General features: G+C 43.3%; 9 protein-coding genes and 1 pseudogene. All 10 read left to right on the top strand.

The annotated features are described in order from the left end of the window. On the top strand, positions 1-2,133 hold a 2,133-nt coding region (treY, locus tag V7L97_RS09320), incomplete at its 5' end, for a malto-oligosyltrehalose synthase (protein WP_333655318.1). 4 nt (positions 2,134-2,137) lie between these two features. Further along, a complete protein-coding gene (locus V7L97_RS09315; RefSeq protein WP_333655317.1) occupies positions 2,138-3,091 on the top strand; it encodes a glycosyltransferase in 954 nt (317 codons plus the stop codon). Positions 3,092-3,136: 45 nt separating this feature from the next. Continuing rightward, positions 3,137-4,333 carry a cation:proton antiporter gene (locus tag V7L97_RS09310; protein WP_333655315.1) on the top strand — a complete coding sequence of 399 codons (1,197 nt, stop codon included), beginning with the start codon at positions 3,137-3,139 and terminating at the stop codon, positions 4,331-4,333. A 172-nt stretch (positions 4,334-4,505) separates the two neighbouring features. Then, positions 4,506-6,518 (top strand): cation:proton antiporter domain-containing protein, encoded by a 2,013-nt coding sequence (locus tag V7L97_RS09305; RefSeq protein WP_333655314.1) that lies wholly within the window; start codon positions 4,506-4,508, stop codon positions 6,516-6,518. A gap of 10 nt (positions 6,519-6,528) precedes the next feature. Further along, positions 6,529-7,527 (top strand): sodium:calcium antiporter, encoded by a 999-nt coding sequence (locus V7L97_RS09300; RefSeq protein ID WP_333655312.1) that lies wholly within the window; start codon positions 6,529-6,531, stop codon positions 7,525-7,527. A 136-nt stretch (positions 7,528-7,663) separates the two neighbouring features. After that, positions 7,664-7,792, top strand: a complete 129-nt coding sequence (locus tag V7L97_RS09295; RefSeq protein WP_333655311.1) for a nucleotidyltransferase family protein — start codon at positions 7,664-7,666, stop codon at positions 7,790-7,792. After that, the gene (locus tag V7L97_RS09290; protein WP_333655309.1) at positions 7,761-7,979 is read left to right on the top strand and encodes a nucleotidyltransferase domain-containing protein; all 219 of its coding nucleotides are present in this window, start codon (positions 7,761-7,763) and stop codon (positions 7,977-7,979) included. The genes V7L97_RS09295 and V7L97_RS09290 overlap by 32 nt, the downstream gene beginning before the upstream one ends. Before the next feature lie 42 nt (positions 7,980-8,021). Beyond that, the gene (locus V7L97_RS09285; protein ID WP_333655308.1) at positions 8,022-8,318 is read left to right on the top strand and encodes a HepT-like ribonuclease domain-containing protein; all 297 of its coding nucleotides are present in this window, start codon (positions 8,022-8,024) and stop codon (positions 8,316-8,318) included. A gap of 242 nt (positions 8,319-8,560) precedes the next feature. After that, positions 8,561-10,200: pseudogene (locus V7L97_RS09275) on the top strand (type I restriction enzyme HsdR N-terminal domain-containing protein); the annotation flags it as partial. Positions 10,201-10,324: 124 nt separating this feature from the next. Further along, positions 10,325-11,731 (top strand): restriction endonuclease subunit S, encoded by a 1,407-nt coding sequence (locus V7L97_RS09270; RefSeq protein WP_333655307.1) that lies wholly within the window; start codon positions 10,325-10,327, stop codon positions 11,729-11,731. Positions 11,732-11,842: the final 111 nt, after the last annotated feature.

The following is an 11,842-nucleotide window of genomic DNA, read 5'->3' as shown; positions in this document are numbered from 1 at the left end:
AGGAGGTTTTTTGACATCAATGAGCTTGCAGCAATCAGGATGGAGGATCCTGTCGTATTCGATGAAACACATAAGCTCATATTCAAACTGGTCAGAGAAGGAATGGTAACAGGTCTCAGGGTCGACCATCCTGATGGGTTATATAACCCGCCGGAATATTTCCATAGATTGCAGCAAAACTGTTTTTTGCACATAAGGCTTGGTTATCTTGAATTGCTAAGAGACAACATATCCCCGGATACTTATGAAGAGGTCAAAGGGGAGACGCCGATGTCTGCTCTTCCGTCTGATGCCGGGGCAGAGATATTGAAACAGTACGATGAAGTATTATCATCAAACCCTTATTTCAAACCATTCTATATCGTGGGCGAAAAGATTCTTACGCGGGATGAAAAGATGCCGGAGGACTGGCCCATATTCAGTACGACAGGCTATGTTTTCCTGAACTCATTAAACGGGATATTCATCGAAACCGGCAATGCAAAGGCATTTGATGAAATATATTTCAGATTCATCAGGTCAAAGATCAATTTTCAGGATATTGTTTACGAGAAAAAGAAATTAATAATGCAGGTGGCAATGGCCAGCGAGATTAATACCCTCGGACATTACCTGAGCAGGGTCTCCGAGAAGGACAGACATACGAGGGATTTTACTCTCAACAGTCTTATCGGCGCCCTTGTGGAGGTCATTGCCTTTTTTCCTGTCTACAGGACATATATAACACCTGACGGTGCAAGCGATAAAGACCTGAGATATATAGAGCTTGCCGTATCAAGGGCAAAGCGTAGAAACCCTGCCATCAGCGGGTCAATCTTTGATTTCCTTAAGGATGTACTGCTGCTGAATTATCCGAAGCATTTTAAAGAGGATGATAGAAAGGAATGGCTCGATTTTGTCATGAGGTTTGAGCAGATTACGGGGGCTGTTATGGCAAAGGGTGTTGAGGACACTGCCTTTTATGTCTATAACAGGCTTGTTTCCATTAATGAAGTGGGAGGAAGTCCCGACAGATTCGGCACCTCCCTCGAAACCTTTCACGGAAAAAATATCGAACGAATCAAGTCGTGGCCACATGCACTTATCGCTACATCTACCCATGACACAAAGCGGAGCGAGGATGTGAGGGCAAGGATAAATGTCCTTTCAGAGATACCCGATGAATGGAAGGAATGCCTGATTAGATGGAACCGTTTGAATAAAAAGAAAAAACCTGTGATTGACGGCATGGCAGTGCCTGACAGAAATGAGGAGTATCTTTTATACCAGACCCTTATCGGTGCATGGCCTGTCGAACCGATGAATGAATCCGAATACGAAGTCTTTAAAAATCGCATTAAGGACTATATGCTAAAGGCAATAAGGGAAGCCAAGGTCAACACAAGCTGGATAAATCCAAACACGATTTATGAAGATGCCATGATGCTTTTTATTGAAAGGATAATAACCCCGATTCATGACAATCAGTTCCTGAATGAATTTCTGGCATTTCAGAAGAAGATTTCACATTATGGCATGTTCAATTCCCTCTTACAGACGCTCCTTAAGATAACATCTCCGGGCGTACCGGACTTCTATCAGGGAACAGAGATATGGAACTTCAGCCTTGTTGATCCTGACAACCGCAGGCCTGTTGATTACAAAATAAGAATGGAAATGCTTGAGGAACTAAAAGAGTATGAGTCTGACATCGGGCCTCTTAAGCTTATAAATGGGCTGACAGTCAACAAGGATAAAGGTAAGATAAAAATGTATCTGATATACAAGTCCCTCAACTTTCGGAAGAACAACAGGGAGCTTTTTGAGAAAGGAGAATATATACCGCTCGAGGTGTATGGAGACAGGGCTGACAATGTCTGTGCCTTTGTGCGCAGGGCAGGCAGCAGAAGGGCTATTATGGTTGTACCGAGATTCCTGACAGGGATGATTTCTCCAACAGGGATATTCCTGTTTGATGTCGAATGGAATGATTCGTTTATAGTGATTCCATTCGCGGAAACAGGAGCAAGATACAGAAATATATTTACGGATGAAATTGTGACGGCCAAAAATTATAAAGACGCTACTGCATTAAAACTATCAGAGGTGTTTTCGAATTCGCCTGTAGTTTTGCTCGAAATGGTTTATACTTAAGTATATGGACAGCATTGTTGAAAGAAAAGAGGTAAGGGAAAAGTTGGAAGATATAAAAGAGGCTGACATTCTTGTCGGCATTCCGAGCTACAATAATGCCCGGACAATTGGCCATGTGGTGAAGGCAGTGCAGGCAGGGTTTGCCAAGTACTTCCCGGATAAAAAATGTGTTCTTGTAAATTCGGATGGGGGTTCTACTGACGGCACGATGGATGTTGTCCAGAGTGCAGCCATCGAAGATTTACAATCGATCCTCCTTTATCACAGGGTAAGGCCTGCTTTTAAAATAACAACCCCATATCACGGCATTCCCGGGAAGGGAAGCGCATTCAGGACTATATTCGAGATTGCGTCAGCGATTAATGCGAAGGCATGTGCGGTTGTGGATTCCGATTTGAGGAGTATTACGCCCGAGTGGATAGAGCTTCTAATTAAACCTGTGATTGAAGGCAATCTCGACTATGTTGCGCCCCTTTATCACAGGCATAAATACGACGGTACGATAACCAACAGCATAGTGTATCCTTTGACGAGGGCATTGTACGGCAAAAGAATAAGACAGCCTATTGGCGGCGATTTTGGTTTCTCGGGCAAGCTTGCAAGATTTTATCTGAGCAAGGATGTATGGGAGACGGATGTTGCAAAATACGGAATAGATGTATGGATGACAACCACTGCAATTGCCAATAACTTCAAAGTCTGCCAGTCATTCCTTGGTGCAAAGATTCACGACCCTAAAGACCCGGGCGCAGATTTGAGCGCAATGCTTTATCAGGTGGTCGGAGCGACCTTTGACCTTATGGAGACATATTCGGATGTCTGGGAAGATATAAAAAACAGGGAGACGATAATCATTGTCTTTGCAATAGTATTCGGCGGAATCGTTCTCGCCCTTGCCATAGCCTTTTTGGTCTCGGCGGCAGGGATATTGCAAAGGAGTATCTTGAGAAGAAGATGAAGGGTGAAGAAAAAGACGAGATTGAACACATAATAAGAATAGGTTATGGAAGTATCTGAATTCTTCTTGAAGCTTCTGGCTATTTTGCTTTCTGCAAAGCTCTTTGCAGAGGTCTTTGCATTTTTACGCCTTCCATCGGTATTGGGCGAGGTTATTGCGGGCATTATCATCGGGCCGAGCCTCTTAGGCATAATAGTCCCCGATGCAACATTTTATCTCCTTGCAGAGATAGGAATCCTTCTGCTTCTATTCGAGGTCGGGCTCGAAACCGATGTAGGACAGCTTGTTAAAGTAGGCATACAGTCATCGCTCGTCGCCGCAACAGGAGTAATGCTTCCTGCCTTTGCCGGTTTCTGGATAAGCAGTTATGTTTTTAATCTACCATTTGTCACCTCACTTTTTATCGGAGGAACACTCGTGGCGACCAGCATCGGGATAACGGTGAGGGTTCTCGTTGACCTGAGAAAACACCAGACAAAGACAGCGAAGATCGTCCTCGGCGCTGCGGTTTTGGATGACGTGGTTGGAGTCGTTATTTTAGCCGTGTTGTACGATTTTGCGGTTAAGGGGGAGATCAATGTAATCAATACCGCAAAGGTGTTGGGATTTATTACGGTTTTCCTGTTAATTGCTCCGGTGATTATAAAGCTCTTTGTCCCGCTCATATCAAAGCTTTCATCGGGCAGCAGGACAAAGGGCATGATACCAACCATCATTGTTTCTCTAATTCTGGGATTGGCGGTTATCTCCCATGGAGTTGGCGCTCCCGAGATACTCGGTTCTTTTGCAGCAGGCATTGCCCTTGCAAGGAGGTTTTTCCTTCCGCTCGGCGCAACTATAGACCATTACAGCCACGACCTTGCCGAAAAGATAGAGGTTAATATGAAGCCTATCATAGACCTCTTTGTTCCGGTATTTTTCGTGATTGTCGGGGCATCGATCAATCTCAAGGTTATAGATTTTACATCCGTGACTTTCTGGCAGACAGCAGGATTCCTTACCATCGGAGCAATCATTGCAAAGATGTTAAGCGGTGTATGGGTTAAAGGAGGATTAAGGACAAAGCTCTCGACAGGCATCGCGATGGTTCCGAGGGGAGAGGTTGGTCTGATATTTGCGGAGGTCGGGAAAAAGGGCGGAATATTCGATGATACTATTTATGCCGTTATTGTTTTTGTGGTTGCACTTACAACTCTGTTTGCACCGCTTTTATTGAGGTTTGTAATGAGAGGTGAAGAATGATACTTATCTCAGTACAAATTCATGCCCGCACTTTTTGCAGCGGACAGTATCTCCCTTTTTCTTTCCCTTGAAATGCTGGGCTTTTTTGCATCTCGGGCATTTCCTGTAAAAGCTGAAGATCGATAATAAAATCGGGCAGTAGTAAAGCATATTTTATGCTACCATAAAAAATATGGGATTGGAATTTTTAAAATCATTGGTCTTAATCTTCGGCGTCTCGGCCGTAGTGGTATTTGCACTTGGAAGGCTGAGGATCCCATCTGTTGTCGGTTTTCTTGTCGCCGGAGTAATCCTGGGGCCTCACGGATTTCAGTTCATCAAAGATGTCCACGATGTCGAACTCCTTGCAGAGATCGGCGTTATACTGCTCATGTTCACCATCGGACTCGAGTTCTCCCTGAAAAATCTCATGACCCTCCGCTCCCAGGTTCTGGGAGGAGGGCTTCTTCAGGTGGCATTGACTACAGGGTCGATCGCCCTTTTGAGTTTTTTCTTTTTCAAGCAGGGACTGAATGTGGCTGTATTCGACGGGTTCCTGGTGGCTCTGAGCAGTACGGCAATAGTCGTCAAGCTGCTGATGGACAGGGCTGAAATCAATGCGCCCCATGGACGGTCTTCGGTCGGGATACTCATATTTCAGGACCTGTGCGTAGTGCCTTTCATGCTCCTTATTCCTGTGCTCGCCGGCAACGGCGGAGGAATGGAAAAGATTGCATTTACGATGCTCAAGGCATTTATGGTCGTAGGCATAGTCCTTTTTGCCGCAAGGTGGGCTGTCCCGCATATCCTGCACGAAGTTGTAAAGACCAGAAGCCGCGAACTCTTTGTCATCACTATAATATTGCTCTGCATAGGCACCGCCTTCCTCACCTCTAAACTCGGGCTTTCCCTTGCCCTCGGAGCATTTCTTGCCGGAATTGTGATATCCGAGTCAGAATACGCATCGCAGGCAATATCGGATATACTGCCCTTTAAAGAGAGCTTTACAGGATTGTTTTTTATATCCGTCGGCATGTTGATGAACATCGAATTTTTAGGCGGCAATTTAGCTTCGGTGATTGCCGTAGTCTTTGCCATTCTGATTCTGAAATCCGTTATCGGGATGGTATCAGCTTATATTGCCGGACAGCCGCTGAGGGTTTCTATGCAGACAGGATTTTATATTTCACAGATCGGTGAGTTTTCCTTTGTACTTGCAGTCGCGGGAAAGGCTGCCGGCCTTTTGACGGAATATGCCTATCAGTTGTTTCTTTCGTCTTCTGTAATGACAATGCTTTTTACGCCTTTTATTGCAGGCGTCTCGCCGTATGTGTCTGCATGGCTTGTTTCAAGACCGATGTTGAAGCGGCTGGAGCAGATGAAGAGGGGTAAAGAAAAGGAGTCGTATCCTGCGAAAAAATCAGGGCATGTGATAATAATCGGCTTTGGCATCAATGGCAGCAACCTTGCAAGGGTATTGAAAGAATCGGGTATATCCTATGTTGTCCTTGAGATGAATGCGAATACGGTTAAAAGGATGAAGAAAAAGGGAGAGCCGATTTATTACGGCGATGGCACGAGTACAGAAATACTCCATAAGATGGGCATTCATAGGGCAAGCGTGCTTGTGATAGCCATATCCGATGCTGCGGCTACCCGCAGAATTGTCCAGATTGCGAGACATGAGAATCCAACGCTTCATATTATCGTGAGAACCCGATATGTCGCAGAGGTTGATGACCTCATCAAGCTCGGTGCAAATGAAGTAATTCCAGAAGAATTTGAGACATCAATCGAGATATTCTCGAGGGTTTTGCATCATTATCATATGCCGAGGAATGTGATAGCAGAACATATAGACAATATCAGAAAAAATAGTTACAGTGCCTTGAGGATAGTAGAATTACCCAAAAAACACCTCGCAGAAAGATATGAATTCCTCAAAGATATAGAGACAGAGACATATCTCATAAAGAAAGGCTCACATATGAGCGGACATTCCATAAAAGAACTGCATTTAAGGGCAGAGACAGGCGTAACAATTATTGCTGTTCAGAGAGGTGACGAAGTCCATCAGAATCCATCACCTGACTTTATATTAAAATCGGACGATGTGCTTTTATTGATAGGAAAGAGGAAGAATATTAACAATGCCGTTGAATATCTTGAATCAGAGAGATTTTTAGTGGCGAGGTATCACAGGTAAGGGAGTTCTGATGCTTCTCTGGATTGCTTTTATAGTATGTACATCAGTGATTGTCTATTCCGGCATAAAACTATCAAAGTACGGTGATATTATTGCCGAAAAGACAGGCCTTGGAAGGACATGGATAGGCGTTGTTCTTATAGCATCCGTGACATCACTCCCGGAGCTCGTCACAGGAATAAGCTCTGTCACCTATGCAAATGTTCCTGATATTGCTGTTGGCGATGTGCTCGGAAGTTGTGTGTTCAATATGCTTATCATTTCTTTTCTTGATGCCATGCATCGCCCAACACCAATATCCTCGAGGGCACATCATGGACATGTGCTTTCTGCCGGGTTCGGAATACTGCTTCTGGGCATAGCTGCCATAGGTCTGTTTTTCGGGAACCGAATCCTTCCACTCGGCTGGATAGGGCCTTATACTTTGTTTTTTGTGGTTATATATTTTATTGCCATGAGATTGGTCTATTTTTACGAAAAAAGGCAGATCTCTGCATTTGTAAAAGAAATAGCGATTGAATTGAAATACGAAAAAGTCCAGACCAAAACAGCCGTTGTTAATTACATTATCAATGCACTATTTGTTATAACTGCTGCTATCTTCCTGCCGAAGATCGGCGAAGGCATTGCAGAGGCAACAGGGTTAGGACAGACATTTGTGGGGAATATTTTTATAGCTGTCTCCACCTCTCTTCCGGAAGTAGTAGTCTCTATGGCTGCTGTAAAAATAGGTGCAATAGACCTTGCAATCGGCAATCTTTTCGGGAGCAATATTTTTAATATTTTTATTCTTGCCCTTGATGATATCTTTTTCATCAACGGCCCTCTTCTTTCCTTTGCGAGCCAAAATCATATAATTTCTGCCCTGTCCGCCATTGCCATGACAACCATCGCGATTATCGGTTTAACCTACCGCACAGAGAAAAAGCCGCTGTTTTTGGCATGGGATTCCATAGGGATATTGCTGATGTATGTGATAAATCTGATGTTGTTGTATATGATGAGATAACGGGCAAATATCCGGCTGCAACTGATTTAAAGGTTATTGAAGGACTATAGCAGCTTGGCTGGAAGCTGCACAATTTTTTCTAAAAATACTTTAATAATTATAGCAATTCCTAAACTCGTCAAAGGAATAAATAAAAATGCTGACACAGAAGAAGGTAATAGGACTGCTGAAAAAAGAACTTCCAAAGTTAGCATCCGAATATGGCGTAAGAAAAATTGCCATTTTCGGGTCGTATGCAAAAGGAGAGCAGAGAAAAAAAGAGTGACATTGACATACTCATTGACATAAAAAAACCTTTGGGCCTTGATTTTGTCGAACTTGTTGACAGGCTTGAGAAAATATTGGGTGCAGAGGTTGATGTGGCTACATTTGATTGCTTCAAACGGAGTTTTCATAACCCGAGATACAAGCATATTGCTGAAGATATAAAAAAGAGCATGATCTATGTCTAAAAAAGAAGGGATAAGGATTTTCTCGGCGATATTAAAGAAGCGATGGATTTGATTGCTTCTTATTCAAAGGGCCTTACCTATAAGAAGTTCCTCGCGGACAGAAAGACACAGGACGCCGTTGTCCGCAACTTTGAAGTGATAGGAGAAGCAGCAAAGAATATTTCATCTGCTTTAAAAGCAAAGCATCCCGAGATACCGTGGAAGAGCATAGCTGGATTGAGGGATAAGCTCATCCATTTCTATTTTGGCATTGATTATAAGATAGTCTGGAATATAAGCAAGAAAGAACTTCCAAAACTTTCACGGCAAATCAAAAAGATCATCGAAGCGGAGGTATAGTGGTGCCCATGCTTTATGTTTCAATTAAACTGCATTGGCTTTAAGAACTTGAAATCACAATTTGTGATTTCAAGTTCTTAAAGGGTAATCATGCCAAAAATAAACGAGGCCACGGATACGGATTTACCCCGTTAGAAAGCTCTTTCTAACGGGGTTGAAAGGCTGCTGCAGATTGGCTGGCCGAAGGCTCGCATAGAGAAGCGGGGGATATGCTGCTTTATCAGCAGGAGTAAGGAGAATAAATGATACAGGAAGACATTATTCAAACGATTCTCAAAGACAGTAATTACCATCTCTCTCTATTCTCTGAGGATGAGATTGTTGCCCTTCGCAAGAAAATTGCCATCAAGGAATCAAAGGGCAGGAAAACACCATTTGTTGCCTGTATTATTCGCGATAAAGATATTCAGTTAAAACCCGAGGAAGTCGTTCGTCAGCTTTTTGCCGCAAGACTTATTCAGCAATACGGTTACCCTAAAAAACGACTTACCTTTGAATATCCGGTCACATTCGGAAGGGAAAAGAAAAGCGCTGATATTGTTGTCTTTGATAAAGACCGACCTGATACGCCATATATCATTGTCGAGCTTAAGAAGCCAAAACTTAAGGATGGAAAAGACAATTGCGTTCATACTGCAATGCGACCGGCGCTCCTATGAGCGTCTGGACAAATGGCGAGAAGATTTCTTATTACCACCGCAAAGACCCTAACTACTTTGAAGACATCACGGATATTCCTAAGGCAAGCCAAAGCCTTAAAGACATTCTCAGCGAACGGTTTACATTGAAAGACCTTATCATCAAAGATAAAATTGCCAATGAGCGCAAATCACTAAAAGACATTATTCTTGAGATGGAAGACGAAGTGCTTGCCAACGCAGGCGTGGATGTCTTTGAAGAGGTCTTTAAGCTCATATTTACCAAGCTCTATGACGAGTTTCTGAGCGGGAAAGATAAAGATGTCATCAACTATTTCACGAAGCAGGTTACAAAGACCTCAGTGGCAGAATCTGTTGCGCCATATGGCAATGAGCCCGGCTATCTTGGCGGCTCTGATTATGAAGCCCTGAAAGCCACCGTAAGCGGCATTTCAGATGAAGGCTTCAGGGTGATGGAATTCAGAAACTCAGGCCAAACTGATACAGAGCTGAAGCAAAAAATTCAAGGTCTATTCGATCTGGCAAAGAATCAGTGGCCGGGTGTTTTTGCAGATGGGGCTGTTTTTGAGCTTTCGGACAGCCACTTGTCCGTCTGCGTTTCAAGCTTGCAGGATGTGAAGCTGTTCAATTCTAATCTGCTGGTAGTGGACGAAGCCTTTGAATATCTGGTGAACAAATCAGCTAAGGGCGAAAAAGGACAATACTTCACGCCCCGTCATGTCATTGATATGTGCGTGAAGATGCTCAACCCCAAACGCGGCGAATACATGATCGATACTGCTTCAGGCAGTTGCGGTTTCCCTGTACATACCATTTTTCAGATAACCGGACACCTGTTTACCAATGCAGAAATCTCAGAGCAGGACAAAGAGCATGTTTTAAAGGTCTTCGGGATAGACTTTGATGAAAAGACCGTGCGCGTAGCCCGTACCCTGAACCTCATTGCCGGTGATGGGGAGACCAATGTATTGCATCTGAATGCGCTTGATTATGAACGGTGGAGCGACAAAACGGAAAAAGACAAAAAGTGGATAAACACCTACGGCAAGGGTTTTGAGAGGCTGGAAAAGCTCCGGGCCGAAAAGGGCGAAAATAAATATTTCAACTTTGATATCCTTATGGCAAATCCGCCTTTTGCAGGAGACATTAAAGAAAGCCGCATCCTGCATCAGTTTGAACTTGGGTTTAAAGCCAACAATAAAGCGCAATCCAAAGTCGGAAAAACGGGCATCTTATCGTAGACCATGACCTGCATAACCACAATGGGGAATTACCTGACGGCATAGCCGAGGCATTCATTGAGTTTGCCAAGAGCGAAAAATTGTCGTTTTGGTGTGAGGTGTAGGCGTGCAACATTCTGTTATTTCCTACAACGATTTAGACAAACTCGTTTTCAGGCTTGACGCAGAATACTATCAACCAGCTTATATTGAGCTTGAAAAGGATATAGCCAGCTATGAGACATGTTCTATTCGTGAGGCAAGAGGTTCCATAGATTGTAGCGCATTTTATCCTTCAATAATTCAATACTACAATGATAAAGGACTGGGTATCCCCTTTCTGCGGGTTAATGAAATTCAAAATGGTCTATTGCATATAACCAAAGATACTGTTTTTTTACCGGAAGAAATTTTAAATGAAAACCCATCAACCATTGCCCAATGTTATCCCGGGGACATAATAATCGCAAAGGGTGGGAATTCATTAGCGAAAGTAGCACTTCTATCCGAAGAACATCCAGAATACGCAATTTGTAGAGATGTGGTTGTTTTGCGAACAAAGAAACTATATAAACTGAATAAGCATTATGTTTGGATTTTTCTTCACTCTGATATCGGTCAAAAGTTATTGCTAAGAACAGCAAGTCAAACAGGCCAACCACACTTAACCGTTGAGGCGATATATCAACTTGCCATACCAATATTTTCAGAACCATTTCAGAGAGAATTTGAAAATCTCTATGAAAGCTCTTGGAGTCTAAAACAAACGGCATTAGTCAAATATAACCAAGCGCAAACTTTCTTTTTAGCTGAACTCGGTCTTTCAAACTGGCAACCCAAACATCGGCTGACTTTCATAAAAAACTATTCCGACACTGACAAAGCAGGGCGCATTGACGCGGAATACTACCAACCCAAATATGATGAAATTATCAATGCCATAAAGAGCTATCCAGGCGGATGGGATACGCTGGGGAATCTGGTATCAATAAAAAAATGCGTAGAGGTGGGAAGCGAAGCCTACATAGATGAAGGTAATATTCCATTTGTCAGGGTAAGCAACCTCTCGCCTTTTGAAATTACAGAAGAAAAATATATCTCTTCTGTACTGTATGAGGAATTATCGCAGCATCAGCCGAAACAGGGAGAAATCCTGTTCAGCAAAGACGCTACCCCCGGTATTGCTTATCATTTAAAAGAAAAGCCAAAGAAAATGATTCCATCGGGCGGTATATTGCGCCTAAAATTAAAAACCGATCTCTTCAATGAAGATTATTTGACGCTTGTGCTCAACTCTCTGATTGTGAAAGAACAAATCAACAGAGATGTCGGCGGCTCGGTTATCCTTCACTGGAGACCTGAACAGGTAAGGGAAACTCTGATTCCTATTTTACCTGAAGATAAACAGTCATTAATCAAGCAAAAAATCACCGAGTCTTTCAATCTGCGCAAACAGTCGAAGCATTTGCTTGAATGCGCAAAGCGGGCGGTGGAAATGGCTATAGAGCAAAATGAGGACGCGGCCGTTAAATAGCTGCAAGAGCAGACAAGAAGGGTAGAGCATGTTGCAGTGCCAGATATTTAACAAATGCGTGCGGCTCTTGCGGCAAGAGGCGGAAAGGCGCATTGAAAAGATTATTGCAGA

The organism is Dissulfurispira sp. (assembly GCF_036745535.1).
In the GTDB taxonomy this organism is placed as follows: domain Bacteria; phylum Nitrospirota; class Thermodesulfovibrionia; order Thermodesulfovibrionales; family Dissulfurispiraceae; genus Dissulfurispira.
The sequence above is the reverse complement of the archived record's forward strand: the minus strand, read 5'-3'. Positions and strand labels throughout refer to the sequence as shown.

What these genes read in the sequence shown, in the direction of transcription:
- V7L97_RS09285 (WP_333655308.1), top strand. Translation starts at nt 8,022, where the DNA reads ATGGATTTGATTGCTTCTTATTCAAAGGGCCTTACCTATAAGAAGTTC.
- V7L97_RS09300 (WP_333655312.1), top strand. Translation starts at nt 6,529, where the DNA reads ATGCTTCTCTGGATTGCTTTTATAGTATGTACATCAGTGATTGTCTAT.
- V7L97_RS09290 (WP_333655309.1), top strand. Translation starts at nt 7,761, where the DNA reads ATGCAAAAGGAGAGCAGAGAAAAAAAGAGTGACATTGACATACTCATT.
- V7L97_RS09310 (WP_333655315.1), top strand. Translation starts at nt 3,137, where the DNA reads ATGGAAGTATCTGAATTCTTCTTGAAGCTTCTGGCTATTTTGCTTTCT.
- V7L97_RS09295 (WP_333655311.1), top strand. Translation starts at nt 7,664, where the DNA reads ATGCTGACACAGAAGAAGGTAATAGGACTGCTGAAAAAAGAACTTCCA.
- V7L97_RS09315 (WP_333655317.1), top strand. Translation starts at nt 2,138, where the DNA reads ATGGACAGCATTGTTGAAAGAAAAGAGGTAAGGGAAAAGTTGGAAGAT.
- V7L97_RS09305 (WP_333655314.1), top strand. Translation starts at nt 4,506, where the DNA reads ATGGGATTGGAATTTTTAAAATCATTGGTCTTAATCTTCGGCGTCTCG.